27 protein-coding genes are annotated in these 26,164 nt (G+C 68.7%); 16 read left to right on the forward strand and 11 right to left on the reverse strand.

The window, feature by feature from the left end; translation table 11 throughout:
• Positions 1–6: 6 nt before the first annotated feature.
• Positions 7–1,200: a kynureninase gene (gene kynU, locus ACRAQ3_RS05350; RefSeq protein WP_432255928.1), complete on the reverse strand. Its 1,194-nt coding sequence runs from the start codon at positions 1,198–1,200 to the stop codon at positions 7–9.
• 101 nt (positions 1,201–1,301) lie between these two features.
• On the opposite strand from kynU, the gene ACRAQ3_RS05355 reads away from it, so the two are divergent.
• The 5 genes from ACRAQ3_RS05355 (at position 1,302) to ACRAQ3_RS05375 (ending at position 6,330) form a co-directional block, all read left to right on the forward strand.
• Positions 1,302–1,748 carry a methyltransferase family protein gene (locus ACRAQ3_RS05355; RefSeq protein WP_432255929.1) on the forward strand — a complete coding sequence of 149 codons (447 nt, stop codon included), beginning with the start codon at positions 1,302–1,304 and terminating at the stop codon, positions 1,746–1,748.
• 104 nt (positions 1,749–1,852) lie between these two features.
• The gene (locus ACRAQ3_RS05360) at positions 1,853–3,424 is read left to right on the forward strand and encodes a Re/Si-specific NAD(P)(+) transhydrogenase subunit alpha (RefSeq protein ID WP_432255930.1); all 1,572 of its coding nucleotides are present in this window, start codon (positions 1,853–1,855) and stop codon (positions 3,422–3,424) included.
• Positions 3,425–3,436: 12 nt separating this feature from the next.
• Positions 3,437–4,936, forward strand: a complete 1,500-nt coding sequence (locus tag ACRAQ3_RS05365) for an NAD(P)(+) transhydrogenase (Re/Si-specific) subunit beta (protein WP_432255931.1) — start codon at positions 3,437–3,439, stop codon at positions 4,934–4,936.
• A gap of 84 nt (positions 4,937–5,020) precedes the next feature.
• A complete protein-coding gene (locus ACRAQ3_RS05370) occupies positions 5,021–5,986 on the forward strand; it encodes a DMT family transporter (RefSeq protein ID WP_432255932.1) in 966 nt (321 codons plus the stop codon).
• Positions 5,974–6,330, forward strand: a complete 357-nt coding sequence (locus tag ACRAQ3_RS05375; RefSeq protein ID WP_432255933.1) for a VOC family protein — start codon at positions 5,974–5,976, stop codon at positions 6,328–6,330. The genes ACRAQ3_RS05370 and ACRAQ3_RS05375 overlap by 13 nt, the downstream gene beginning before the upstream one ends.
• A 52-nt stretch (positions 6,331–6,382) precedes the next feature.
• Here the strand turns inward: ACRAQ3_RS05375 and ACRAQ3_RS05380 are convergent, their stop codons facing one another.
• Positions 6,383–6,931, reverse strand: coding sequence for a pseudouridine synthase (locus ACRAQ3_RS05380; protein WP_269398763.1), 549 nt, complete (start codon positions 6,929–6,931; stop codon positions 6,383–6,385).
• Between the two features lie 286 nt (positions 6,932–7,217).
• On the opposite strand from ACRAQ3_RS05380, the gene ACRAQ3_RS05385 reads away from it, so the two are divergent.
• Positions 7,218–8,387, forward strand: coding sequence for a type III PLP-dependent enzyme (locus ACRAQ3_RS05385; RefSeq protein ID WP_432255934.1), 1,170 nt, complete (start codon positions 7,218–7,220; stop codon positions 8,385–8,387).
• An 82-nt stretch (positions 8,388–8,469) separates the two neighbouring features.
• Here the strand turns inward: ACRAQ3_RS05385 and ACRAQ3_RS05390 are convergent, their stop codons facing one another.
• Positions 8,470–9,474, reverse strand: a complete 1,005-nt coding sequence (locus ACRAQ3_RS05390) for an LLM class flavin-dependent oxidoreductase (RefSeq protein WP_432255935.1) — start codon at positions 9,472–9,474, stop codon at positions 8,470–8,472.
• Between the two features lie 185 nt (positions 9,475–9,659).
• On the opposite strand from ACRAQ3_RS05390, the gene ACRAQ3_RS05395 reads away from it, so the two are divergent.
• Positions 9,660–10,931, forward strand: coding sequence for a DUF3422 family protein (locus tag ACRAQ3_RS05395; protein ID WP_269398761.1), 1,272 nt, complete (start codon positions 9,660–9,662; stop codon positions 10,929–10,931).
• Here the strand turns inward: ACRAQ3_RS05395 and ACRAQ3_RS05400 are convergent.
• On the reverse strand, positions 10,912–11,553 hold the full coding sequence (locus tag ACRAQ3_RS05400) for a DUF1684 domain-containing protein (RefSeq protein ID WP_432255936.1): 642 nt from the start codon (positions 11,551–11,553) through the stop codon (positions 10,912–10,914). The two genes, ACRAQ3_RS05395 and ACRAQ3_RS05400, sit on opposite strands and share 20 nt — an antisense overlap.
• A 101-nt stretch (positions 11,554–11,654) precedes the next feature.
• Between ACRAQ3_RS05400 and ACRAQ3_RS05405 the strand changes: the two genes are divergently transcribed.
• Both ACRAQ3_RS05405 and ACRAQ3_RS05410 read left to right on the forward strand, forming a co-directional pair.
• Entirely contained in the window at positions 11,655–12,458 is an 804-nt protein-coding gene (locus ACRAQ3_RS05405) for a glycosyl transferase (RefSeq protein WP_432255937.1), read from the forward strand.
• 101 nt (positions 12,459–12,559) lie between these two features.
• Entirely contained in the window at positions 12,560–13,723 is a 1,164-nt protein-coding gene (locus tag ACRAQ3_RS05410) for a M20 aminoacylase family protein (protein ID WP_269398758.1), read from the forward strand.
• A 15-nt stretch (positions 13,724–13,738) separates the two neighbouring features.
• Here ACRAQ3_RS05410 and ACRAQ3_RS05415 read toward each other — a convergent pair whose 3' ends face one another.
• The 4 genes from ACRAQ3_RS05415 to moaA are packed head-to-tail and all read right to left on the reverse strand — an operon-like array spanning position 13,739 to position 17,647.
• Positions 13,739–14,353, reverse strand: a complete 615-nt coding sequence (locus ACRAQ3_RS05415) for a glycosyltransferase family 29 protein (RefSeq protein WP_432255938.1) — start codon at positions 14,351–14,353, stop codon at positions 13,739–13,741.
• Positions 14,350–15,339, reverse strand: a complete 990-nt coding sequence (locus tag ACRAQ3_RS05420; RefSeq protein WP_432255939.1) for a polysaccharide pyruvyl transferase family protein — start codon at positions 15,337–15,339, stop codon at positions 14,350–14,352. Before ACRAQ3_RS05420 ends, ACRAQ3_RS05415 begins: the two co-directional genes overlap by 4 nt.
• Positions 15,336–16,622 (reverse strand): 3-deoxy-D-manno-octulosonic acid transferase, encoded by a 1,287-nt coding sequence (locus tag ACRAQ3_RS05425; protein WP_432255940.1) that lies wholly within the window; start codon positions 16,620–16,622, stop codon positions 15,336–15,338. The genes ACRAQ3_RS05420 and ACRAQ3_RS05425 overlap by 4 nt, the downstream gene beginning before the upstream one ends.
• Positions 16,619–17,647 carry a GTP 3',8-cyclase MoaA gene (moaA, locus tag ACRAQ3_RS05430; protein ID WP_432255941.1) on the reverse strand — a complete coding sequence of 343 codons (1,029 nt, stop codon included), beginning with the start codon at positions 17,645–17,647 and terminating at the stop codon, positions 16,619–16,621. The genes ACRAQ3_RS05425 and moaA overlap by 4 nt, the downstream gene beginning before the upstream one ends.
• 105 nt (positions 17,648–17,752) lie before the next feature.
• Between moaA and ACRAQ3_RS05435 the strand changes: the two genes are divergently transcribed.
• Both ACRAQ3_RS05435 and ACRAQ3_RS05440 read left to right on the forward strand, forming a co-directional pair.
• Positions 17,753–18,241 (forward strand): D-galactarate dehydratase, encoded by a 489-nt coding sequence (locus ACRAQ3_RS05435; RefSeq protein WP_432255942.1) that lies wholly within the window; start codon positions 17,753–17,755, stop codon positions 18,239–18,241.
• A 240-nt stretch (positions 18,242–18,481) separates the two neighbouring features.
• On the forward strand, positions 18,482–19,405 hold the full coding sequence (locus tag ACRAQ3_RS05440) for a transposase (RefSeq protein WP_162620613.1): 924 nt from the start codon (positions 18,482–18,484) through the stop codon (positions 19,403–19,405).
• Positions 19,406–19,436: 31 nt separating this feature from the next.
• Here the strand turns inward: ACRAQ3_RS05440 and glmS are convergent, their stop codons facing one another.
• Positions 19,437–21,257, reverse strand: coding sequence for a glutamine--fructose-6-phosphate transaminase (isomerizing) (glmS, locus tag ACRAQ3_RS05445; RefSeq protein ID WP_432255943.1), 1,821 nt, complete (start codon positions 21,255–21,257; stop codon positions 19,437–19,439).
• Position 21,258: 1 nt separating this feature from the next.
• Positions 21,259–22,611, reverse strand: coding sequence for a bifunctional UDP-N-acetylglucosamine diphosphorylase/glucosamine-1-phosphate N-acetyltransferase GlmU (gene glmU / locus ACRAQ3_RS05450; RefSeq protein WP_432255944.1), 1,353 nt, complete (start codon positions 22,609–22,611; stop codon positions 21,259–21,261).
• Between the two features lie 114 nt (positions 22,612–22,725).
• Here glmU and ACRAQ3_RS05455 point away from each other — a divergent pair, with 114 nt between their 5' ends.
• Entirely contained in the window at positions 22,726–23,385 is a 660-nt protein-coding gene (locus ACRAQ3_RS05455) for an HAD-IA family hydrolase (protein ID WP_085894772.1), read from the forward strand.
• A gap of 115 nt (positions 23,386–23,500) precedes the next feature.
• On the opposite strand, the gene ACRAQ3_RS05460 is transcribed toward ACRAQ3_RS05455, so the two are convergent.
• Entirely contained in the window at positions 23,501–23,968 is a 468-nt protein-coding gene (locus ACRAQ3_RS05460; protein ID WP_432255945.1) for a CreA family protein, read from the reverse strand.
• Positions 23,969–24,062: 94 nt separating this feature from the next.
• Here ACRAQ3_RS05460 and ACRAQ3_RS05465 point away from each other — a divergent pair, with 94 nt between their 5' ends.
• The 4 genes from ACRAQ3_RS05465 (at position 24,063) to ACRAQ3_RS05480 (ending at position 26,163) form a co-directional block, all read left to right on the forward strand.
• Entirely contained in the window at positions 24,063–24,476 is a 414-nt protein-coding gene (locus tag ACRAQ3_RS05465) for a DUF1622 domain-containing protein (protein WP_432255946.1), read from the forward strand.
• Positions 24,477–24,600: 124 nt separating this feature from the next.
• Positions 24,601–24,966 carry an NADH-quinone oxidoreductase subunit A gene (locus ACRAQ3_RS05470; RefSeq protein WP_269397872.1) on the forward strand — a complete coding sequence of 122 codons (366 nt, stop codon included), beginning with the start codon at positions 24,601–24,603 and terminating at the stop codon, positions 24,964–24,966.
• Complete coding sequence (locus ACRAQ3_RS05475; RefSeq protein ID WP_085894775.1) at positions 24,966–25,490, forward strand: NuoB/complex I 20 kDa subunit family protein; 525 nt, start codon at positions 24,966–24,968, stop codon at positions 25,488–25,490. The genes ACRAQ3_RS05470 and ACRAQ3_RS05475 overlap by 1 nt, the downstream gene beginning before the upstream one ends.
• 55 nt (positions 25,491–25,545) lie before the next feature.
• Entirely contained in the window at positions 25,546–26,163 is a 618-nt protein-coding gene (locus tag ACRAQ3_RS05480) for an NADH-quinone oxidoreductase subunit C (RefSeq protein ID WP_269397873.1), read from the forward strand.
• Position 26,164 lies beyond the last annotated feature (1 nt).

Here is a 26,164-nt window from a genome sequence, read left to right on the forward strand (position 1 = left end):
ACGGTTTCAGGTCACGGCGGCGCGGGCGTGGAATTCGGGGCGGTCCCAGGACCCCTCGCGCAGGATCCTCGCCAGCACATCGACGGCGCGGTCGATATCGGCCTCGTCGAGATAGAGCGGCGTGATCCCGAAACGCAGGATGTCGGGCGCGCGGAAATCGCCGATCACCCCTTGGGCGATCAACGCCTGCATCACCGCATAGCCCTGGGGATGGCGGAACGAGACCTGGCTGCCGCGCTGCGCATGCGCGCGAGGGGTCGCCAGTTCGAGCCCGGGGCAGGCGGCCTCGACACCCGCGATGAAGCGGTCCGAAAGCGCCAGCGAAGCGGCGCGCAGATCGTCGATCTCGACCCGGTCCCAGATGTCGAGCGCGGCATCGAGCGCCGCCATGGCAAGCACGGGGGGCGTGCCCACCCGCATCCGCGCGATGGCGGCACCGGGGCGATAGCCCGGCTCGAAGGCGAAGGGCTCGGCATGGCCGAGCCAGCCTGACAGCGCCGGCTGCACCTCGTCGATCAGCCGGGGCGCCACGTGGATGAAGGCGGGCGCGCCGGGGCCGCCATTGAGGAACTTGTAGGTGCAGCCCACCGCGAAATCGGTATCGGCCGCGGCCACGTCGACATCCACCGCCCCCGCCGAATGCGCGAGATCCCAGATCGCCAGCGCGCCGACCTCATGGGCCTTGGCGATGAGCGCGGGCATGTCGTGGCGGCGCCCGGTGCGGTAGTCGACCTCGGTGATCATCATCACCGCGACGTCGTCGTCGATCGCCGCCTCGACCTCCTCGGGCGCCACGACGCGCAGCTCGTGGCCGCGTCCGAGCTGCTCGATCAGCCCCTGCGCCATGTAGAGATCCGAGGGAAAATTGCCGCTGTCGCTGAGGATCACGCGACGCTCGGGTCGCAGCGCCAGCGCCGCGGCCAGCGCCTGATGCACCTTGATCGACAGCGTGTCGCCCAACACGGTGGTGCCTTCGGGCGCGCCGATCAGCCGGCCGATCCGGTCGCCGAGTTTCGCGGGCTGATCCATCCAGCCGGCCCTGTTCCAGCCGGTGATCAGCATCTCGCCCCATTCGCCGGACATCGCACGGGCCATGCGCTCCGGGGCCGCCTTGGGCAGCGGGCCGAGCGAGTTGCCATCGAGATAGGTCACGCCCTCGGGCAGGGCGAACAGCGCCTTGGTGGCTTGGAAATCGGTCATCTCGGCGCTCCTCCTCGCATTGGCCCGCGAAGTTGTGGCAGCACGGCTGCCCTTGCGCAACAGCGCGTGACAGCGCCCCGACGGCAGGGCAGAAAAGGTGGATGTACTGGATCGACTTCCCGCCCGCCTGGACCTTCTACGGATTGCTCGCCGCATGGGGCCTTTCTCGTGTCGAGCCCGCCTGGCTCGGCTTCGGGCCGTATCACATGGCGCTGGGCGTGATCGTCTTCCTCGTCGGGCTCGGCCTGATGCTCTGGGCCAGCGCCACGATGCTGCGTCATCGCACGCAGGTCATGCCCCGGCAGGAGGCGGCGGCGCTGGTGACCGATGGGCCGTTCCGGTTCTCGCGCAACCCGATCTATCTCGGCGACCTGTTGCTGCTCGCGGGCGGCGCGCTGGTATTCGACGCGCCCTTGGCTCTGCTTCTGGTACCCGTGCTGGCCGCGATCCTGCAGCGACGCTTCATCCGGCCCGAAGAGGCGATGCTGCGTCGCGGTTTCGGCGCAGCATTCGAGGACTGGGCCGCCCGCACGCGCCGCTGGCTGTAGCACGGCCATGACGCGGCGGCAGCAAAGTCAGCTGCCGCTCTTGTGCAACATTCTTTCCCCGGCTACTCCTCTCGCAACCGCAGAATGACCGGAGGGGACGTGGCGTGAGGATCGGGGCACCGAGGGAGTTGCATGACGGCGAGGCGCGGGTATCGATGACGCCTGCGTCGGCGCGGGACTTGGCGAAGCTGGGGCATGCGTGCCTGATCGAGGCGGGGGCGGGTCTGGCGGCGGGGTTCACCGACGCGGCCTATGAGGCGGCGGGGGTCAGGGTGGTGCCGGACGCCGCGACGCTCTGGGCCGAGGCGGAGATCGTCACCAAGGTGCGGCCGCCGCTGGACGAGGAGCTCGGGCGGCTGCGCGCGGGCCAGACGCTGATCTCGTTCTTCTACCCGGGCCAGAACGCCGAAGCGCTGGGCCGCGCCAGGGACGCCGGCGCCACGGTGATCGCGATGGACATGGTGCCGCGGATCTCCCGGGCGCAGAAGATGGACGCGCTCAGTTCGATGGCCAACATCGCGGGCTACCGCGCGGTGATCGAGGCGGGCAGCAACTTCGGCCGCTTCTTCACCGGCCAGGTGACGGCGGCCGGCAAGGTGCCGCCGGCGCGGGTGCTGGTGATCGGCGCCGGCGTCGCGGGGCTCGCGGCGATCGGCACCGCGACCTCGCTCGGCGCGGTGACGCTGGCCTTCGACGTGCGCCCCGAGGTGGCCGAGCAGATCGAGAGCATGGGCGCCGAGTTCGTCTATCTCGACTTCGAGGACAGCCAGGACAGTTCGGCCACGGGGGGCTACGCCGCGCCTTCCAGCCCCGAGTTCCGCGAGAAGCAGCTCGCCAAGTTCCGCGAGCTGGCGCCCGAGATCGACATCGTCATCTCCACCGCGCTGATCCCGGGCCGCGACGCGCCGGTGCTGTGGACCGCCGACATGGTCGAGGCGATGAAGCCCGGCTCGGTGATCGTCGATCTCGCCGCCGAGCGCGGCGGCAATTGCGAGCTGACCGTGCCGGAGGAGAAGTTCGTCACCGAGAACGGCGTGACGATCATCGGCTACACCGACTTCCCCTCGCGCATGGCGCAGCAGGCCTCGACGCTCTACGCCACCAATATCCGCCACATGATGGCCGATCTGACGCCGAACAAGGACGGCGTCGTCGAGCACGACATGGAGGACGACGTGATCCGCGGCGCCACCGCGACGCATCGCGGCGAGATCACCTACCCGCCACCGAAGCCGAAGACGGCGGCCATCGCCGCGGCGCCGAAGAAGGAGAAGCCGCGCGAGCTGACGGTCGAGGAAAGGCGCGGCCAGGAGATCGCGGCCTTCCGCAAGCAGACCAAGGACCAGATCGGCCTCCTGGCCGCCGGCGCGCTGGTGATGCTCTTGATCGGCGCGGTCGCGCCCGAGAGCTTCATGAGCCACTTCATCGTCTTCGCGCTGGCCTGCTTCGTCGGCTTCCAGGTGATCTGGGGCGTCAGCCACTCGCTGCACACGCCCCTGATGGCGGTGACCAACGCGATCTCGGGCATCGTGATCCTCGGCGCGCTGCTGCAGATCGGCTCGGGCAACTGGCTGGTGGTGTTTCTCTCGTTCATCTCGGTGCTGATCGCCTCGATCAACATCGTCGGCGGTTTCCTGGTCACGCGCCGGATGCTCGCCATGTTCCGCAAGTCGTAAGGGGGCCGGATCATGAGCATCGGCATCGTCTCGGCCGCCTATATCGTCGCGGCCATCCTGTTCATCCTGTCGCTCGGGGGGCTGTCGAACCAGGAGAGCGCCAAGCGCGCGGTCTGGTACGGCATCGCGGGCATGGCTGTGGCGGTCTTCGTCACCGTGTTCGGCCCCGGCGTGCACAACCTCGTTCTCATCCTGATCGCGATCGCGGCGGGCGGCTTCGCCGGCTGGATCGTCGCCGGCCGGGTGCAGATGACCGAGATGCCGCAGCTGGTCGCGGCGCTGCACAGCTTCGTCGGTCTGGCGGCGGTGTTCATCGGGCTCAACGCCGACATCATGCTGTCGGACATCAACGCGCTGCTGGCGACCCACGGGCTCGACCGCGCGGCGCTGGCGCTGCTGGATCCGGACGAGCTCGCGGCGGCGGGCGGCGGCTTCTTCGGCGAGCTCACCGGCTTCGGCAAGAAGCTGGCGCTGAAGGACGCGACCGAGATCGGCATCCTGAAGACCGAGGTGTTCCTCGGCATCTTCATCGGCGCGGTGACCTTCACCGGCTCGGTGGTGGCCTTCGGCAAGCTCGCGGGCAAGGTCGACGGCAAGCCGAAGAAGCTGCCCGGCGGCCACATGCTCAACGCCGCCGCCCTGGCGCTGTGCCTGGCGCTGGGGCTCTTGTACCTCACCGGCGCCGGCATCTGGACCATGGTGCTGGTGACACTCATCGCGGGCTTCATCGGCTGGCACCTGATCATGGGCATCGGCGGCGCCGACATGCCGGTGGTGGTGTCGATGCTGAACTCCTATTCGGGCTGGGCCGCGGCGGCGATCGGCTTCACGCTGGGCAACGACCTGCTGATCGTCACCGGCGCGCTGGTGGGCTCCTCGGGCGCGATCCTGAGCTACATCATGTGCAAGGCGATGAACCGCAAGTTCGTCAGCGTCATCCTCGGCGGCTTCGGCGGCAGCGCGGGGCCGGCGATGGAGGTCGAGGGCGAGCAGATCGCGATCGACGCCGAGGGCGTGGCGCAGGCGCTCGAGGAGGCCGACAGCGTGGTGATCGTGCCGGGCTACGGCATGGCGGTGGCGCAGGCGCAGCAGTCGGTCTCCGAGCTGACCCGCCGGCTCCGGGCGCAGGGCAAGACCGTGCGCTTCGCGATCCACCCGGTGGCGGGGCGGCTGCCCGGGCACATGAACGTGCTGCTGGCCGAGGCCCGCGTGCCCTACGACATCGTCATGGAGATGGACGAGATCAACGACGACTTCCCCGAGACGGACGTCGCCATCGTCATCGGCTCGAACGACATCGTGAACCCCGCCGCGCAGGACGACCCGAACTCGCCGATCGCCGGCATGCCGGTGCTCGAGGTCTGGAAGGCCAAGCAGGTCTTCGTCTCCAAGCGCGGCCAGGGCACCGGCTATTCCGGCATCGAAAACCCGCTCTTCTTCAAGGACAACACACGCATGTTCTACGGCGACGCCAAGAAATCGCTCGATGAACTGCTCGGCAAGATTGCCTGATCCTTTCGAGCCGACAGGAAAGGCCCCGCCCCGGCGGGGCCTTTTGTCGTTGCGGGGTATCGCCCTATGGGTGAGTGTCCGGCCATGGCGGCGCACTCTCCCTTGAACGGCATCGGCCTGCGCCTGCTGGCCGCGTTTCTCATTACCGCGATGTCGGCGATGGTGGCGATGGCCACGCGCGAGGTCGGGCTGGGGCAGATCGTGTTCTGGCGCTCCGCCGTCGCGCTGATCCCGATCTGCGCCTACATGGCCTGGTGCCGCGAGTTTCCCTCGGCCATCGTCACGCGCCGCCCCGGCCTGCACCTGACGCGCAGCCTGTTCGGGGCGCTGTCGATGGCGCTGTCCTTCCTGTCGCTGGCCTGGCTGCCGGTCGCCAATGCGCAGGCGCTGGGATATCTCGCTCCCGTCCTGACGCTGCCGCTCGCGGCGTGGATACTGGGCGAGAGGATCGGACCGCTGGCCCGGGGAGCGGCGGCTCTGGGCTTCGGCGGCGTGCTCATGATGCTCGGCGCGGCGCTGGAGGCACCGGGGCAGGGCGCGCTGATCGGCGTGGCGGCGGGGCTGGGCTACGCGGTGACCATGGCATTCGTCCGGGTGCATATCAAGGCGATGACGGCGGTCGAGCGCCCCGCGACCATCGCCTTCTGGTTCGCCGTGGTCTCGGCTCTGGCCGGGCTGGCGACATGGCCTTTCGGCTGGGCGATGCCGTCGCCGCAGATGATGCTCTGGCTCTTGGGCGCGGGGCTCCTGGGTGGGCTCGCGCATGTGGCGGCGACCGAGGCGGCGGCACGGGCACCGGTCGCGGTGCTGGCGCCGTTCGATTTCACCGGGCTGGTCTGGGCGCTCATGTTCGATGCGGCGCTGTTCGGGGTCATGCCGGATGGGCTGGGGCTCATGGGCGTCGCGGCGATCACCGGCGCGGCGCTGATGGTGAGCTTCGCCGCCTGGGCGCCGGGAGGGCGCCCGCGCGAAGATCCGGCGCGCCAGGACCGGGGCCGTGCTAGGCTGGCCGCGACGGGCAATGGGAGGCGAGGGCAATGGAGAAGGTGACCGGCATCGGCGGAGTGTTCTTACGGGCGCGCGATCCCGAGGCTCTTGCCAAGTGGTATCTCGACCATCTGGGCATCGAGGGGCCGGGGCCCTCGATCTGGCGGCAGGAGGCCGGGCCGACTGTGCTGATGCCGTTTCCGCGCGACACGAATTATTTCGGCCGGCCCGAGCAGCAATGGATGATCAATTTCCGCGTCGCCGATCTCGACGCGATGGTGGCGCAGCTCGAGGCGGCCGGCATCGCGGTGGAGCGACGCGACGAATGGGACAGCGAAATCGGCCGTTTCGCGCGGATCCACGATCCCGAGGGCAACCCGATCGAGCTATGGCAACCGAGCGACTGATCCCCTTCATCTTTCTCCAAATACGCAAATCCTGCCGCTTCCGGGAGGCGGCTCAGACCCCGATCTCGCGCCATTCCCCCGGCGCCAGCCCGTCCAGTGTCCAGTCGCCGATGCGCCAGCGCACCAGCCTGAGCGTGGGGAAACCGGCCGCGGCGGTCATGCGGCGGACCTGCCGATTGCGCCCCTCGCGGATCGCGACCTCGATCCAGGCGTCCGGTACGGATTTGCGGAACCGCACCGGGGGATCGCGCTCCCACAACGCGGGCGCATCGATCAGCCGGGCCCGGGCGGGGCGGGTCGGACCGTCCTTGAGCGTCAGGCCGCGCCTGAGCGGCTCTAGATCGGCCTCGGTGGGGCTGCCCTCGACCTGCACGAGATAGGTCTTCTCGATCTTGTGCTTCGGATCGCTGATGCGCGCCTGCAGCCGCCCGTCATCGGTGAGCAGCATCAGCCCCTCGCTGTCGCGATCCAGCCGCCCCGCCGGGTAGACCCCCGGCCGGTCGATGAAATCCGACAGGGTGGCGCGCGGGCTGGGGCTCTTGGCGTCGGTGAACTGCGACAGCACGTTCATCGGCTTGTTGAACAGGACGAGACGCGGCATGGGCCCTCCGGAAGACGGTGAACCCCTATAGAACAAGGGGGATCGGCATGCAAAACGATGGCCGCCAAAAAATTGGGCTTTGTCCGAGATTTCCCCTTGATCCGACTCGGGCTTTGCCCCAAATGCCCCCTCAAGACGCCAACGCACGCGCCTCTGGCCACGCCTGGACGCAAGCCCCTCCTCGGGGGCCTACGCACAGACCCAGCACGCGTTTATGCAGCGACGGTAACGTCTCCCTTGGAACCGCCGGCCTCACGGGGCCCCCGTCTGTCTATCGGAGATGCACATGACTGCATATTACGCGGGCGCCAGCGCCCCCTCTTTCGCCGTCGCCAACCGCCTGGAGGCCTTTGCCGCCAGTGCCGAGTTCGACCGGCCGACGCTGGTGATCGACGTGGACCGCGTGGAGACCCAGTACGACGCGCTGAAGGCGGGCCTCGGCCGGGCCGACATCCATTATGCCGTGAAGGCCAACCCGCATCCCGCGATCATCGAGCGCCTCGCGCAACTCGGCTCGCATTTCGACGCGGCCTCGCGCGGCGAGATCGAGCTGTGCCTGTCCCAGGGCGCGCGCCCCGAGCACGTCTCCTTCGGCAACACCATCAAGCGCGTCTCCGACATCGCCTTCGCCTACGGCGCCGGCATTCGCATGTTCGCGGTCGATGCCGAGGAAGAGCTCGAGAAGATCGCCGAGCACGCGCCGGGCGCGCAGGTCTATGTCCGCCTGATCGTCGAGACCTCCTCGGCCGATTGGCCGCTGACCCGCAAGTTCGGCTGCGACCGCGACACCGCGCTCAAGCTGCTCGACCGGGCGACCGAGCTGGGCCTCGAGCCGCTGGGCTTCTCGTTCCATGTCGGCTCCCAGACCCGGCATGCCGAGATGTGGGTGCCGGTGCTCGACGAGCTGTCGCGCATCTGGACCGCCGCCCAGGAGGCTGGTCACAAGCTGCAGCTTCTGAACATCGGCGGCGGTTTCCCGGCCTTCTACGGCGAGGAGATCCAGGCCCCCACCGATTACGCCGCCGCCGTGATGGAGCTGGTCGAGGCCCGTTTCCCGGGCGCCGAGCGGGTGATGGCCGAGCCGGGCCGCGGCATGGTCGCCGAGGCCGGTGTCATCGCCTGCGAGGTGATGCTCACCTCGCGCAAGTCGGATCGCGACATGCATCGCTGGGTCTATCTTTCGATCGGCCGTTTCTCGGGTCTGGCCGAGACCGAGGGCGAGGCGATCCGCTACCAGTTCGTGACCCCGCATGACGGCGAGGCCACCGGTCCCTGCATCCTCGCGGGCCCGTCCTGCGACAGCGCCGACGTGCTCTACGAAAAGCGGCCGATGAACCTGCCGCTGAACCTCAAATCCGGCGACCGGGTGCTGATCCGCAACACCGGCGCCTACACCTCGACCTACTCCTCGGTCTGCTTCAACGGCTTCCCGCCGCTGGACGTGGTGGTTCTGTAAGAGATACCGGGCGGCGTTGCCGCCCGGGTGACGACGACCCAAGGGGCTGCATTCCCGGTCAGGTCTGCGCCCGCCATGATCCTCAGGTCATGGCGGGCGTTTTCATGTCGGACAGCACCTCGGCGCCGATCTCGAGGCTGCGTTTGCGTGCGTCGACATCGAACATCATGCCGGTGAGCATCAACTCGTCGGGCCGGTAGCGATCGATGATCTCGCGCAGCTGGCGGCGCACCGTGTCGGGGCCGCCGGTGGCCGAAACCGAGAGCGCCGCCTCGGCGCCCGCGATGGCGCTGGCCGGAACGTGGTCGGCGAGGTTCTCGACCGGGCGCGACAGGCGGCCCGGTGTCCCGGTCCTGAGCCGTGCAAACGAGAGGATCTGCGAGGAGCGGTGATAGCGCGCTTCCTCGTCCGTATCGGCCGCGTGCAACCCGGCGGCCATCATGAAATAGGGCTTGTCGAGCCGCTCCGAGGGGCGGAATCCCTCGCGGTAAGCCTGAATCGCGGGCTCCAGCATCTGCGGCGCGAAATGCGAGGCGAAGGCGTAGGGCAGGCCGAGATAGGCGGCCAGCTGCGCCCCGAAGGTCGAGGAGCCCAAGATCCAGACCGGCAGATGCGAGCCCATGCCCGGCACCGCCCTCACGGGTGCCTTGCCCTCGTCATCGTCGAGATAGGAGATCAGTTCGACCACGTCCTGCGGGAAGGCATCGGCCGATTGGTGGTAGCGCCGGAGCGCCTGCGTCGTCGCGCCATCGGTGCCGGGCGCCCGGCCCAGCCCGAGATCGATCCGGCCCGGGTGGAGCGCGTCGAGCGTGCCGAACTGCTCGGCCACGACCAGCGGCGCGTGATTGGGCAGCATGATGCCGCCCGCACCGACGCGGATCGTCGATGTCGCCTGCGCCACGTGGCCGATGACCACGGCGGTGGCGGCCGAGGCGATGCCGGGCATGTTGTGATGCTCGGCCAGCCAGTAGCGGTGATAGCCCAAGCGCTCGGCATGGCGCGCGAGATCGGCGGCGTTGGCCAAGGCCTGCGCCGGGGTCTCGGCTTCGGTCACCGGGGCGAGATCGAGTAGGGAAAACGTCTGCATGTCATGGCTCCTGCGGTCGGACCCGATATGGGTGCCTTCCGGCTTGGCGAAAACCACCCTCGCTGCACAACCCGGACGCGGTATGCGAACGCATGCGCCTAGCGGCTGTTCATGCGACCTTTTCCCCTGTTTACACCGGCGGGCCGCGCGGCCATCTTCCCCCGACGTCAATCGCCGGAGCCGCCATGACCCTCGCCGATCATCCGCTACGCCAGGAACTGGCCAACGAACTGCATGCGCGGCCCTTTCCGAGCCTCAATGCGCCGGGGCAGGCATCCTTTCTGGCGATCGGCCCGGCCGATGGCGCGCCGCGCGACATCGAGGCCGAGCGGGCGCATCTGCTGGCGCTGCTCGATTGGTTCGGGGCGCCGCACCCTCAGCCTGGCGCCACGCATTGGTCCGGCCAGATCGGGCGACACCGGCTGAAATGGGAAAGCCATACCGAGTTCGTCACCTACATGATCCTGAGCGACGGCCCTTCCGAGCCACCGTTTCGTGACGGGCTGGCGGGGTTTCCCGCGGAATGGCTTGCGGCGATCCCGGGCCGGCGGCTCACCTCGGCCCTGATCCGGGTCGAACTCGCCACCGGCGAGGAAGAGATCGCGCGGCGGGCGGAATCGTGGTTCGTGGCCGAGAGCATGGCGATGAGCCGGGTGCTCGACGACCAGCTGATCGTCGCAGGGGATTTCCGCATTGATCCGGCGGGCCACATGCGCTTTGCCGTCTTCGCGCGCCCCGGCACGGGCGAGCGGCGGATCGGCCGCGTGGTGCAGCGGCTGTGTGAGATCGAGACCTACAAAACCATGGCGATGCTGGGCTTGGCGCAGGCCCGCGCCATGGGACCGCGCATCGGTGCGCTGGAGACCCGCCTGTCGGATCTCGTGGCCGAAATGGCGGCGGGCCCCGGCGATCCCGCCGCCACGCTCGCCGTGCTGCTCGAGGTTTCGGCCGAGCTGGAGAAGCTGCGCGCGCAGTCGGGGTTCCGCTCGGGCGCCACGCGGGCCTACGAGACGCTGGTCAACCAGCGCATCGGCGTGCTGCGCGAGGGGCGTTTCGGCGGACGGCAGACCTTCGCGGAGTTCATGATGCGCCGCTTCGACCCGGCGATGCGCACCGTCGAATCGACCGACCGCCGGCTCGCCGCCATGTCCGAACGGGCGGCCCGGGCGGGCGACCTGCTGCGCACCCGGGTCGATGTCGAACGCTCGGCCCAGAACCAGGAACTGCTGGCCTCGATGGACCGCCGCGCCGACGCGCAGCTCAGGCTGCAACACACGGTCGAGGGGCTCAGCGTCGTGGCGATCAGCTATTACGCCGTCAGCCTCGCCACCTATTTGTTCGGGCCGCTGGCCTATCCCATGGGCATCGACAAGACGGCGCTGACGGCGGCGCTGGTGCTGCCTGTGGTGGCGCTGGTCTGGCTGATGCTGCAGCGGATCAGGAAGCGGCTCCACTAGGGTCGCGCTCGCCCGCCTCGATCGCGGCCTCCAGCCGGTTTTCCGGCGGCGCCAGCGGGCAGACCCAGTCCGGGCTCCAGGCGCAGGAGGGCGAGTAGGCGAAGTTGAAGTCGAGGATCAGCCGGCCCGAGGCGGCGAGGCCCAGATCCGACGACTTGATCGCATCGATCGCGTAGCGCCCGCCGCCATAGCTGCCCGCACCGCAGGTCGCGTCGCGGAACGGCAGGAACAGCCCGCCGCCATAGCCCTCGATCCACCACAGGCTCAGCTCGGCGCCGAGCCTGTCGCCGAGCCCCTCGGTGCGGGCCACCGGGCGGGCCCGCATGCGGCCATCCGGACCCAGCTCGAAATCGATGGCCGGGCCGTCCTGAGGTGACAGCCCCACCTCGAAGCGCAGGCCTGGATCATAGGGCCAGAGCGCGATGCCTTCGAACCGGGCCTTCTGCTCGGCCGACAGCGGCGAGGCGGGGTGATCGCGAAACAGCCGCGATCGGGTTTCGTGCCAAAGCCGCCAACCCGCCTGCGGGTCGGGCTCGGCGCGGATCGCGGCATAGAGATCGGCGATGCGGCGGCGCCAGTCGGCGGTGGCATAGGGGGCGGGGATCGGGGGCAGGGCGTCCATTCGGGGCGATCTAGGCCGCGCCCCGCCGCCGCCCAGCGCCCGGCTGGCCGTTTCGCGCCCGCCGCGCTAGTTAGGCGCGAGGACGAGAAAGGGCGCACGCGATGATCAAGCAGGTGATCTGCATCAACTGGGGCACCAAGTACGGCGCGCCCTTCATCAACCGCCTCTACGGCATGGTGGCGCGAAACATCACGCCGCCCTTCAGCTTCACCTGCTTCACCGACAACCGCGAGGGCATCCGCCCGGAAGTGCGGTGCGAGGACCTGCCGCCGCTGGATGTCGAGATGCCGGAGAACTCCAAGGGCATCTGGCCCAAGGCCCGGCTCTGGGGGCCGCGCCTCGGCGATCTGACCGGCCCGGTACTGTTCATGGATCTCGACCTCGTCGTCACCGGCTCGCTCGACGATTTCTTCACGCATGGCGACCCCGACGAGGTGATCCTGTCGCGCAACCCGAACACGCCGCTCGAAAAGCTGGGCCAGACCTCGGTGTTCCGTTTCCCGGTGGGCAAGCTGGTGCCGCTGCAGGAGCGATTCCGCGCCGACCCGCAGGGCATCGCCGACGAGTACCGCTTCGAGCAGCGCTTCGTGACCCGCAACGCGCCGGGCGGAGCCAAGCTGTTTCCCAAGGCCTGGGTCCGGCATTTCCGCATGCATTGCCGCAGGCCGTTCCCGCTCAACTACCTGGTCGCGCCCAAGCTGCCCACCGACGCACGCATCGTGATCTTTCCCGGAGGGCTGCATCCGAGCCACGCGATCGACGGGCATTACCCGCCCTATGCCCCCGACAGCGCGGGCGAGCATCTCCGAGGCCTGTTCTCGGACGTGCGGCAGGACGGGCCGCTGCGTTACCTGCGCCATTACATCCGGCCCGCACCATGGGTGGGCGAGCACTGGCGCCCCTGAGGCGTCGCTGACGGCGCGGCAGCCCTGGCACCGGCTTGCACCGGGCCGCGCTTGGGCGCAGTCTCGCGCCGCACCCGAAATTCCGTCGTTGAGGACGCATCATGCCGATCAAGAACCGCTTCGCCGAGCTTCTGCCCGAGATCACCGCCTGGCGGCGCGACCTGCACGAGAACCCCGAGATCCTCTACGAGACGCACCGCACCTCCGGCATCGTGGCCGAAAGGCTGCGCGCCTTCGGTTGCGACGACGTGGTCGAGGGGCTGGGCCGCACCGGCGTGGTCGGCGTGATCCGGGGCAAGAGCACGGGCTCGGGCAAGGTGATCGGCCTGCGCGCCGACATGGACGCGCTGCCGATCCACGAGCAGACGGGCCGCGACTATGCCTCCAAGACGCCGGGTGCGATGCATGCCTGCGGCCATGACGGGCACACGGCGATGCTGCTGGGCGCGGCGAAATACCTTGCCGAAACGCGCAATTTCGACGGTACGGTGGTGGTCATCTTCCAGCCCGCCGAAGAGGGTGGCGGCGGTGGCCGCGAGATGTGCGCCGACGGGCTGATGGAGCGCTTCGGCATCCAGGAGGTCTATGGCATGCACAACTGGCCCGGCCTGCCGCTGGGCAGCTTCGCGATCCGCCCGGGCGCCTTCTTCGCCTCGACCGACCAGTTCGAGATCACCATCGAGGGCAAGGGCGGCCACGCCGCCAAGCCGCACGAGACGGTCGATTCGACGCTGGTGGCCAGCCATGTGGTCCTTGCCCTGCAATCGATCGCCAGCCGCAACGCCGACCCGACCGAGCAGATCGTGGTCTCGGTCACCTCCTTCGAGACCTCGTCCAAGGCATTCAACGTGATCGCCCAGCGGGTGCACATGAAGGGCACGGTCCGCACCATGTCGCCCGAGCTGCGCAAGCTGGGGCAGGACCGGCTCACCGCCATCGCCGAGACCACGGCGCGCGCCTACGGCGCCGAAGCGAAGGTCAACTACATCAAGGGCTACCCGGTGATGATCAACCACGGGGCCGAGACCGAGTTCGCGGCCGAAGTGGCGCGCGAGGTTTCCGGCGACTGCGCCGAGGCGCCGTTGATCATGGGCGGCGAGGATTTCGCCTACATGCTCGAGGAGCGCCCCGGCGCCTACATCCTCGTGGGCAATGGCGACACGGCCTCGGTGCATCACCCCGAATACGATTTTTCGGACGAGGCGATCCCGGCGGGCTGCTCGTGGTGGGCGGGCGTCGTCGAGCGCCGGATGCCCGCGGCCTGAGCTCAGGCCAGAATCTCAGGCCAGCGAAAAGCGCGGGTCGGCGGCGATGAGCGCCGCCACCCGGTCGCGCTCGGCGGCGAAATCATGCGGCACGTCCGCCGCGCCACGACCGCCCGAGAGCGATTTCGACGCGAAGAAATCGAAGCCGTGAAGCCGCGCCGAGGCCAGATCCGATCGCGCGAGAAGATCGATGGCGAGCATGCCCGTGGTGGGGCGCGCGCCCAACTCGTCGCGCAGCGCCGCCGCACGGATCGCGGGCAACAGCGCAAAGCCCGGCGCCTGGACTACGCGCCATGGCAGCCGCTTGCGCTTGGGCGTCATCCACAAAAGCAATTCGGGTGCCCGCGCCGCGATCGCTTCCTGTGGCACCGGGATCGACATGGCGAGCCAGTCGGTGCGGGTCCCATGCGAGGCGGGGTCTGGCATCGGCGCGGTGTTGAGGCGGATCACGATGTCGGCGGCGTCGATTTCCGCGCCTTGCGCCTTTTCGGCCAGCGACCGCGCGTTGCCGACCAGCGCCACGCGGCGCCCCGCGAGCCGCGACAGCAGCGCCGCTTCGGACAGCCCGAGCCGCGACAGTCGCATCTCGTCACCGCGCCGCTTGGCGATCTCGAAGACGATCCTGTTCATGAGGCTCCTCCGGCCAGCGCCGCAATGTCCGCATAGAGCGTGTCGGCCCGGCGCCGGGCCATCTCGCGAAAGGCACGGATCGCCGACAGTTCGCTCTGCGTGAACGCGGCGGTTTCGGGGGGTGGCGACAGCGCGTCCGCCTGCAGCAGCCGCTCTGGCCCGAGATCCGCATCCGCGAGCAGGCGCTCGATCTTCGAGGCGTTGGAGCCGAGCGCCAGGAAAGGTGTTTCCGTCAGCATCGACAGGCAGACGGCGTGAAACCGCCCGGTGATGTGCAGTTCGGCACGGGCGATGCGATCGAGATAGGCGGTCTCATTGGCCGGCATCTCCATGGGCGGAAGGCCGAGCCCCCCGTACCATGCCGCCGCCAGCGCCGCGCGGGCCGGCGCAAACCGCCAGAGACCCCCGGAGAGCGTCTTGGTCGGCACCAGCGTCGCATTGGAGAGGTGGGAAGCCGCGCGACCCAGCACCCGGCGGGGGCCGGGCTTCACGCTGTCGCCGACGATCACGCCGTGACGGGGTGCGGCAACGGTGCGGGCGGGGGCGGAGAGCGACAGATCGGGCAGCCATCGCACCTCCTGTCCAGAAGCCTCCGACATGCTGCGGGCGCTGGCGCTGTCGCGCGCGGCGATAAGGTCGAAGCGGGATAGCGGCGCGGACCAGCTTTCCGGATTGTCCTGCCAGAGCGCATTGACGAGCACGAGCGGCCTGTCGCCCCGCGCCGGGTGCCCGCCCAGATCGAGCAGGCGGGCACCGGCCGGACGACCGTGATGCAGCGTGCCCTCGCCATTGACGACGATCACATGCGCGGCGCGCATCGCGTCGAGGAAACCCGCATCCGAGGCCCAGTCGTGCCTTGCCGGGCTGCGGGCGGTGACGGTCAGGCCATGGCGCTCCAGCCCTTCCACGAGAAGCCGCATCACTCGCGCGCAGCCATGGTGATAGCGGGTCGAGGTGTCGTTGAGGATCACGGCGCGCAGGGTCATGGCATCGCCTTAGAGGAAGGACCGTCCGGCGCAACCCGCTCGGACATGAGCTGCCGCAGCGCCGCCAGCGTCCTTGGCCGCGCCTGACCGCGATCCGACATGATCCGACGTGCCGCAGCGCGCATGGCGTCCAGCTCGGGCGTGCCGATCAACTCCGCCACCGCCTCGCCGAGCGCCTGCGCCTCGGCCACCTCGCGGGCCGCACCACCCGCGTCGAGCGCGGCATGGGCCTGCCGGGCATTGCCGACGCGTGGCCCGTGCAGCAACGCGGCCCCCAGCGCCGCCGCCTCCCAAGGGTTGTGCCCGCCCTGCGGCCCGAAGGAGCCGCCGAGAAACACCAGCGGCGCGAGGCGGTAGATCAGCCCGGTCTCTCCCAGCCGGTCCACCAGCCAGACCTCGGCCCGGCCCGGGGTCTCGCCCCGCGACACACCGAGCCCGGCCTGTTCCAGCGCCCGCGCCACGGCCTCGCCCCGTTCGGGATGACGCGGCGCGAGGATCAGCCGCAGGCCCGGATGCCGCTCGCGCGCCCCCAGATGCGCGGTGATCACCGCGGGCTCGTCCTCGGCATGTGTGGAAACGGCGGCCCAGAGCGGGGCGCCGTCGAACTCCGCGCGCAGCGTGGCGAGCCGTGCCGGATCGGCGGGCAGGGGGGCGGCGGCGGATTTCAGATCGCCGGGCGCGAGCACCGCGCTTTCGGGCAGGCCGAGCGAAACGATCTCCTCGCGCACCGCCTCGCTTTGCGCGGTGACAAGGTCGAACCGCGCCAGCATCGCGGCGCTGAGCTTCGGCGCCCGGACCCGCGACCGCGAGGGACGGGCATTCAACAGGGCCAGCGGCACCCGTCGCGCCGAGGTCTCGGCCAGCAGGCGTGGCCAGAGGTCTCCCTCCACGAAGCAGGCGAGATCGGGGCGCCAGTGATCGAGGAATCGCCGGGTCGCGCGGGCGCTATCGAGCGGTTGGTATTGGTGCAGCACACCTTCGATGGCACGCGCCCTCACTCCGCCCGTCGTGGTCGTCGTGGTAACGAGGACGTGGTTTCCCTCGTCCATGAGATCACGGGCGAGCCCGGCCACCGAGGCGACTTCGCCGACCGAGGCGGCATTGATCCAGACGAGGCGACCTTGCGGACGGGGAAGACCGGCTCGACCCAACCGCTCGCCCAAGCGGGCAGGGGCGGAGTTCTGGCCGCGATGCACGCGGCGCGCCAGGGCGAACTCGGCCATGCGCGGCAGCGCCAGCGTTCCCCCGAGCCAGAGCCGCAGCGGCCAGGGCTCAGCGCTCATCCGCCGGTATGGCTCATGTGACGGCTGACCCGGCCAGATACCTCCTGCCGGTCATAGTCGAAATCATGCCCCTTGGGCTTGAGCGCGATGGCGGCGCGGATCGCCTGCTCGAGCCCGGCATCTCCTTCGCTCGCGCGCAGCGGGCCACGCAGGTCGGAATGGCCCTCCTGCCCGAGACAGGTATAGATCTCGCCGGTGCAGGTGACACGCACCCGGTTGCAACTTTCGCAGAAATTATGGCTCATCGGGGTGATGAAGCCCACACGCTGGCGCGTCTCTCCGAGCATGACATAGCGCGCCGGACCGCCGGTGCGGTCGGGCAGGTCGTGCAGCGAGTAACGCTCGCCCAGAGTCTCGCGCAGTTCGCGCAGGTTCCAGTACTGGCCGATCCGGTCCTCGTTGCCGATATCGCCCATCGGCATGACCTCGATGAAGGTCAGGTCCATGTCACGTGCGGCGCAGAACTCGGTCAGCGCGAACAGCTCGTCCTCGTTGAAGCCCTTGAGCGCAACGGTGTTGATCTTGACCTTGAGCCCGGCGGCCAGCGCCGCGTCGATGCCATCCAGCACCTGAGGCAGGCGGCCCCAGCGGGTGACGCGGGCGAATTTCGCCTCGTCGAGCGTGTCGAGCGAGACGTTCACCCGCCGCACGCCGGCCGCATAGAGCTCGGTCGCGTATTTGCCGAGCTGGCTGCCATTGGTGGTCAGCGTCAGTTCCTTGAGCGCGCCCGATTCGAGGTGGCGGGTCATGGAGCGGAAGAACTCCATGATGTTGCGCCGCACCAAGGGCTCGCCGCCGGTGATGCGCAGCTTTTCGACCCCGAGCCGCACGAAGGCCGAGCAAAGCCGGTCCAGCTCTTCGAGCGTCAGCAACTCGGCCTTGGGCAGGAACTGCATCTTCTCGGACATGCAGTAGACGCAGCGAAAGTCGCAGCGATCGGTGACCGAAACCCGCAGGTAGCGGATCGCCCGGGCGTAGGGATCGATCAACGGGGCTGCCGGGGGCGGAACGGGTGCGATTGTCATGGCGCGAAGGTAGGGTCGGGGGGAGGCGATGGCAAGCAAACTGCCGGTGAACTCCGGGCCGTACAGGCACTTGTCCGGGCAGGGCGCGCCGCTATCCTCCAGCGCATGACACGCCTCATGATCCCCACCGCCCTCGCCGCGCTCGGTCTCCTGTCCGCCTGCGCAGAGATGCAACAGGCCAGCGCCCCCTCTGCGGCCCCGGCATCGGAGGCCACCGCCGCCGCGCCGCAACCGGCGGTACAAAGCGCGCCACCGCCGCCGCCCGAGGCCGCAAGCGCGGCCGCGCTCGACACCACGACGCCGGTACAGCGCGCGGCGGCCACGGCGGCGCCGGAACCCGCGGGCGAGCAGAGGCTCGGCACGACCATCGCCTCGCTGGGATCGCCCGCCGATCCGGGGCTCTGGATCGAGACGCCCCTGGTGAGCAGCGTCACGCAAGGCCGGGTCGAGGCGGCGAATGGCAAATCGGTGAAGCTCGAACTGCGCCCCTCGGGCGGGGCTGCCGGATCGGGCAGCGAGATCAGCCTGCCGGCGATGCGTCTTTTGGAGTTGTCGCTGACGTCTCTGCCGGAACTGACGGTCTATAGCGGCTGAGCGGCAACCGGCCGGGTTTCCGGGCGATGCTTGGTGACGAGATGCAAAAAGGGGGGGGCATATCTTGCCCCCCCTGTCTGTTGCGAATGGAGTAGAATGGCGGTGCGGAAGGGAGCCCGTCCCCCCCCAGGGTCGAGAGCCCGTGTGGGAGCAAGGGTCCCTTCCGCGTCGCGATCAACCTGAACAGTTGCTTGGGACGGCTGACTCCGATCCCGCATGACATGGACAGGAGCTTTTACCATGCCACAGACCGTCATCGGCTGCGACCTTGCCCGCGGCTGGATCGATACGCACGCCCTGCCGACCAAGGTGGTGGTGAGGATCGATAACAATCCGAACAGCATTACCCGCTGGACCGCGTCCTTGCCTGCAAACTCTCTAGTCGTCTTCGAGGCCACCAGCGGCTGCGACACTCTTTTGATCAAGGCACTCTGCGACCGGGGCCTTCGCTTCGCACGGGTCAATCCGCGCCAAGCCCGAGAGTTCGCCCGCGCGACGGGCGTGTTGGCCAAAACGGATCGGGTCGATGCGCGCATACTGGCTGATATGGGGCGCCTCTTGCCTCTCGAGGTTACCGCGCCGCCTCATCCGGATCGGGCCCGACTTTCTGATTTCCTTCGTCGCCGCAGGCAGTTGGTCGAAATGCGGAAAGCCGAAAAGGTGCGTCGCCACAGCGCCGGCCAGCCAGCAATCCTGCGCGAGATCGAGACGATGATCGCGCTGCTCGACCGCCGCATTGTCATCATGGATCGCAAGATTGCGGCTCTGATCGGAGACAGCCCCGAACTTACCGAGCATGCGGAGTTGCTTCGCGCCGTGCCTGGGATTGGACCGACGGTGCTGGCAACGCTTCTCGGCGAACTGCCCGAACTCGGCACGCTCTGTCGGCGTCGGATCGCCTCTCTCGCCGGGCTCGCTCCACATGCCCGCGAGAGCGGCACATGGCGCGGCACACGACGTATATGGGGAGGACGACGCAAAGTCCGCGAGGCTCTCTACATCGCGGCCTTGAGCGCGTCCCGCCGCGTGCCGCTCTTGATTGCCATGCGAGATCGAATGAAGGCTGCCGGCAAAGCCCCCAAAACAGTTCTCATTGCCGTTGCCCGTCAGCTCCTCGTCATCCTCAACGCCATGATCCGAAACAAACAGCCCATTCGCCTCTAAGAAACGACACAGTTGCCCCTTTTTTGTCGTTTCACTCGACGGTGACGGATTTGGCGAGGTTTCGGGGCTGGTCGACGTCGGTGCCCTTGGCCACGGCGGTGTGGTAGGCGAGGAGCTGCGCCGGCAGGGCGTAGAGGATCGGCGCCCAGAGCGGGTCGATCTCGGGCAGGGTGATCACCTCCCAAGCGCCCTCGCCGGCGATCCGCGCGCCGGTGGCGTCGGTGATCAGCAGTACCTTGCCGCCGCGCGCCATCACCTCCTGCATGTTCGACACGGTCTTGTCGAACAGCTCGTCATGCGGCGCCATGACGATCACCGGCACGTGCTCGTCCACTAGCGCGATGGGCCCGTGCTTGAGCTCGCCCGACGCGTAAGCTTCGGCGTGGATGTAGCTGATTTCCTTCAGCTTCAGCGCGCCTTCCAGCGCCAGAGGATACATTCGGCCCCGACCGAGGAACAGGATGTCGCGGGCCTCGGAAAGCCCGCGCGCGACGCGCTGGCATTCGGCCTCGATGGTCAATCCCTGATGGATCAGTCCCGGCAGTTCGCGCAGGCCGCGCAGATGCCCGGCGAGTTCGGCCGCGTCGAGCGTGCCGCGCTGCCGCGCCGCCTCGAGCGCCAGGATCCCCAGCACCAGGAGCTGGCAGGTGAAGGCCTTGGTCGAGGCGACGCCGATCTCGGCACCGGCGAGGATCGGCAGCGCGAGGTCGCTGTCGCGCGCGATCGAGCTCTCGGTGACGTTGACCACCGACAGGATGCTGGAGGCCTTGTCCTTGGCATAGCGCAGCGCCGCCAGCGTGTCGGCGGTCTCGCCCGACTGGCTGACGAAGAGCGCGGCCGAGCGGGCCGGCACCGGGGGCTCGCGGTAGCGGTATTCCGAGGCGACGTCGATCTCGACCGGCAGCCGCGCCACCTGCTCGAACCAGTATTTCGCGACGTTGCAGGCGTAGAAGGCGGTGCCGCAGGCGACCAGCGTCAGCCGGTCGATGGCGGTGAAGTCGATGCCGGGCTCGGGCAGGGCGATCTGGCCCTCGGGCGTCAGGTAGTGCCCCAGCGCCTCGGCCAGCACGCGGGGCTGCTCGGCGATTTCCTTGGCCATGAAGTGCTTGTGCCCGGCCTTGTCGACCTGCGCCGCCGCCCGGGCGATGCGCTTCTCGGGGCGCGAGACCTCGCGGCCCTGCGCGTCGAAGATCACCGCGCCCGCGCGGGTCACCTCGGCCCGGTCGCCTTCCTCGAGATAGGTGATCCGGTCGGTCAGGTTGCCGAGCGCGATCGCGTCCGAGCCCACGAACATCTCGCCCTCGCCATGGCCGATGGCCAGCGGGCTGCCCTTGCGCGCGGCGATCAGGAGGTCGGGCTCGCCCTCGAACAGGAAGCACAGCGCATAGGCGCCCTCGAGCTTGGCGATGGTGGCCGCCGCCGCGTCGCGCGGCGCCAGCCCGCGGTCGAGATGCAGCTGGCAGATCAGCGCCACGGTCTCGGTGTCGGTGTCGGTCGCGGTGCCGATGCCCGCCTCGGACAGTTCGGCGCGCAGCGCCCGGTAGTTCTCGATGATGCCGTTATGAACCACGGCCACGCGGGCCCCGGCATGGGGATGCGCATTGGCCTCGGTCGGCGCGCCATGGGTGGCCCAGCGGGTGTGGCCGATGCCCGCGAGACCGCGCAGCGGCTCATGCACAAGCTTGTCGGACAGGTTCACCAGCTTGCCCACCGCGCGGCGGCGGTCGAGACGGCCCTCGTTCAGCGTCGCGATGCCGGCGCTGTCATAGCCGCGATATTCGAGCCGGCCGAGCGCCTCGACCAGCAGCGGCGCGGCCTCGTGATTGCCCAGAACGCCTACGATCCCACACATCTCATTCGCCTTTCGATTTGGCGGCCTTCGCGGCGCGCAGCTTCTCGAAGAACCGGGTCGCGAAGCCCGGCTTGTTGTCCTGACGCGCCCGGCCCACGGCCATGTCGCCCGCCGGCACGTTGTGGGTCACCACCGTGCCGGTCGCGGTCATCGCGCCGTCGCCCAGCGTCACCGGCGCCACCAGCATGGTGTTCGAGCCGATGAAGGCGTCGCGGCCCACCGTGGTCCGGTGCTTGAACACGCCGTCATAGTTGCAGGTGATCGTGCCCGCGCCGACATTGGTGCCGGCGCCGATATCGGCATCGCCCAGATAGGTCAGGTGGTTGATCTTGGCGCCGGTGCCGATCTGCGCGTTCTTGATCTCGACGAAGTTGCCGACATGCACCTCCTCGGCCAGCTCGGCGCCGGGGCGCAGCCGGGCGAAGGGGCCGACGGTCGCGCCGCGCGAGATGTGGCAGCCCTCGAGATGCGAAAAGGCGCGGATCCGCGCGCCGCTCTCCACCGTCACGCCGGGGCCGAACACCACGTTGGGCTCGATTACCGTGTCGCGGCCAACCACCGTGTCGCGCGCGAAGCTCACCGTCTCCGGCGCCACCAGCGTCACCCCGTCCTCCATCGCCCCGGCCCGGGCGCGGGACTGGAACGCGGCCTCGGCGGCGGCCAGCTCGGCGCGGGTGTTGATGCCCAGCGTCTCGGCCTCGTCGCAGCGCACCACCTCGGCCCCGAGCCCGGCCTCGCGCGCGAGGCCCACGATGTCGGTCAGATAGTACTCGCCCGCGGCGTTGTCGTTGGTCACCCGGTCGAGCAGCTCGAACAGCGTCTCGCAATCCGCGGCGATCACGCCGGAATTGCACAGGGTGATGGCGCGGGTGGCCGCGTCGGCATCCTTGAACTCGACGATCCGCTCGAGGCTGTCGCCCGACGTCACCAGCCGCCCGTAGCGGCCCGGATCGGCGGTCTCGAAGCCCAGCACCACGACGTCGGCGCGGGTCCGGGCCCGGCGCATCGCCTCCAGCGTCTCGGGCCGGATGAAGGGCGTGTCGCCGTAGAGCACGATCACGTCGCCCGAAAAGCCCTCGAGCGCGGCGCGGGCCTGGCGCACCGCGTGGCCGGTGCCGTCCTGGCTTTCCTGGCGCACCGTGACGACGCCCGCGTCGAAGCCGGTCGCGGCGCGCTCCACGGCCTCGGCGCCATGCCCCGCCACGATGATCATCCGCGACGGCTCCAGCGCCATGCCGGCGGCCATCGCGTGATGCAGCAGCGGCGCACCCCCGATCTCGTGCAGGACCTTCGGCAGGTCCGAATTCATCCGCGTGCCCCGACCCGCGGCCAGAACGATCAGTGCCGTGCCCATTGCTGCCCCTCTTGTTGCTTGATCCGTCTTCTACTAGCCGCATCTAGGGGCACAAGCCCGGTGGCCCACCGGCGGGATCAATTACCGCTACGCATCATTACAGGGGAGGTGCCCATGCGCGCCGTGATCTTCGACCTCGACGGCACGCTCGCCGAAACCAGCGGCGACCTGATCGCGGCCGCCAATCGCTGTTTCGAGGATCTCGGCCTCGGGCCGCTGCTCGACCCGCGCGAGGATGCCGCCACCGCCATGCATGGCGCGCGTGCCATGCTGCGGCTGGGACTGAGCCGGGTCGGCGAGGTCGAGGAGGCCGAGGTCGATCGGCAGTATCCCCGGCTGCTCGCCTATTACGAGGAGGAGATCGACCGGCATTCGACGCTGTTCCCCGGCGCGATCGAGGCGATCGCGGAGTTAAAGCGGCTTGGCCATCCGGTGGCGATCTGCACCAACAAGCCCGAGGCGCTGGCCGAGAAGCTGATGACCCGGCTCGGCGTGCGCGAACATTTCGTCTGTCTCGTCGGGGCGGACACGCTGACGATGCGCAAGCCCGATCCCGAATGCCTGCGTGAAACCGTGCGACGCGCGGGCGGCGATCCGGCGCATTGCGTGCTGGTGGGGGATACCGAGACCGACCGTATCACGGCCCGCGCCGCCGGCGTGCCCTCGATCCTCGTGAAGTTCGGCCCCAATGGCCATCGCACGGCGGATCTGCATCCCGAGGCGCTGATCGGTCATTACGACGAGTTGGTGGCGGCGGTGCAGGCGCTGGGCTGAGGCCACCTCCTGGTAAGGGGCAGCGTCTTCGTGGTGCCCGTGGAGACGCCGCAATAGGGTTCGGTGCCCGCGCGACCATAAGCCGTGAGCACCCTGTCCGCTGAGCGCAGCGCTTCTACTGCGCGGCTTCGGTGTCGTAGAGAGGAATCGTCGAAAGCGACATCTTGGCCGAGCCTTGGGTCAGTTCGCTGCCATGGGCGAGATAGATCAGCACCTGGTTCGTCTCGTCGTAGATGCGGGTGATCCTGAGCGATTTCAGGATGATCGAACGGCTTTCGCGAAACACCGCCTCGCCGCCGCGCGAACGGTCGATGTCGCCCAACGTGATCGGCCCGGTCTGGCGGCAGTCGATCGAGGCGTTGGACGGGTCCTCGAACCAGTTGCCCTGGCTGAGACGGTCGATCTCGGAGCGCTCGAAATAGGCGATGTGGCAGGTCACCCCCTCGACGTCCGGGTCGGGAATCGCTTCGACGATGACGTCGTTGCCGACCCAGTCAACGCCGACCTTGCCGACGACCTCGGCATGGGCGGTGGCAGGGATGAGGGCGAGGGCGAGCGCGGCAAGTCGGAACATGCATGTCATGCGCGGCCAACGCGGTGCGGCGGGACGGGTTCCGCCGGCTTGACCGAAGCCCAGGCCGGGCCAGTTGCGGGGCAATAGGAAAGGGAGGCCGGTCATGGGGTCGATCTGGGAATTCGGATCCGAAGGCGGCGTGCTGCACCACCATCTCGGCTGGCTGGTGAGCGCGCTCGAATGGGTCGCGGCCATCATCGATCTCTTCGCCATCGCGCTGCTGCTGGTGGGCGCGGTGCGCTTCATCATCGGCGTGAGCTGGGCCGAGATCCGGCGCGAGGACGCGGCGCGGGTGCGCGGCGTCAACCGCGAGCGGATCGAACTGGGCCGCTACATCCTCGCCGGGCTGGAGCTCTTCATCGTCTCTGACATCATCCATACCGCGCTCAGCCTCGAACTCGCCGACCTGGTGTTCCTCGGGCTTCTGGTGATCATCCGGTCGCTGATCTCCTTCTTTCTCGATCGCGAGCTGGAGCAGGTGAAGCACGAGCTGAGCCAGAATCCCGAGGATGACTGACACTTGGCGACGCCGCCGCGCGCATCGGACGCATCTCCGGGGTGCCGGGCTCGGTTGACCCTTCCCGGACCGGGGTTTATGGATCGCCCAATCGATCGACAGCTCCCGCGCGAAAGGACCCGACGTGGAACTGCTTCTTGCGGAATACCTTCCCATCCTGATCTTCCTCGGCCTTGCCATCGGCTTGGGTGCGATCCTGATCCTCGCCGCCGTCGTGCTCGCCGTGCGCCGGCCCGACCCGGAGAAGGTCTCGGCCTACGAATGCGGCTTCAACGCCTTCGACGACGCGCGGATGAAGTTCGACGTGCGGTTCTATCTCGTCTCGATCCTGTTCATCATCTTCGACCTCGAAGTGGCCTTCCTGTTCCCGTGGGCGGTGGCCTTCGGCGAGGTGTCGATGCTGGCGTTCTGGTCGATGATGGTGTTCCTCGCCGTGCTGACCATCGGCTTCGCCTACGAATGGAAGAAGGGGGCTCTCGAATGGGAGTGATGACCGGCGCCAATACGGCGGGGGCCGACCGCGAGGTCGCCACGCAGAACCTCAACCGCGAGCTGACCGACAAGGGCTTCCTCGTCACCTCGACCGCGGACATGATCAACTGGGCGCGCACCGGCTCGCTGCACTGGATGACCTTCGGTCTGGCCTGCTGCGCCGTCGAGATGATGCACACCTCGATGCCGCGCTACGATCTCGAGCGCTTCGGCACCGCGCCGCGCGCCTCGCCGCGCCAGTCCGACCTGATGATCGTCGCCGGCACGCTGACCAACAAGATGGCCCCGGCGCTGCGCAAGGTCTACGACCAGATGCCCGAGCCGCGCTACGTGATCTCGATGGGCAGCTGCGCCAATGGCGGCGGCTACTACCATTACAGCTACTCGGTGGTGCGCGGCTGCGACCGGATCGTGCCCGTGGACGTCTACGTTCCCGGCTGCCCGCCGACCGCCGAGGCGCTGCTCTACGGAATCCTGCAGCTGCAGCGCAAGATCCGCCGCACCGGCACGATCGTCCGCTGAGGCCCCGCCGGCGCGACCACGCGCCGGCCAAGACCATTTTTTCGGGGGAATCGCCATGAGCGAGGCACTGAACGACCTGGGCGCGCATCTCGAAGCCAAGCGACCCGACTGCGTGACCGGTTGGGAGATCGCCTTCGGCGAGCTCAACGTCACCGTGACGCCAGAGGCGATCCCCGGTTTCGTCGAGCTGCTGAAGACCGACCCGACCTGCCGCTTCTCGACGCTCGTCGACATCACCGCCGTGGACTACCCCGGCCGCGAGAAGCGCTTCGACGTGGTCTACCACTTCCTGTCGATGTACCAGAACCAGCGCATCCGCGTGCGCACGCAGGTGCGCGAGGACGAGATGGTGCCCTCGATCATCGAGATCCACCCCTCGGCCAACTGGTTCGAGCGCGAGGTGTTCGACATGTTCGGCATCCTGTTCTCGGGCCATCCGGACCTGCGCCGGATCCTCACCGATTACGGCTTCCGCGGCTTCCCGCTGCGCAAGGACTTCCCGACCACGGGCTATACCGAGGTGCGCTTCGACGAGGTGCAGAAGCGGGTGGTCTACGAGCCGGTGAAGCTGGTGCAGGAATACCGCCAGTTCGATTTCATGAGCCCGTGGGAAGGCGCGCAATACGTGCTTCCGGGGGATGACAAGGCTGCCGAAACCGGCGCGAAGGGGTAAG

It is taken from the genome of Limimaricola sp. AA108-03 (assembly GCF_050847355.1).
GTDB lineage: Bacteria > Pseudomonadota > Alphaproteobacteria > Rhodobacterales > Rhodobacteraceae > Limimaricola.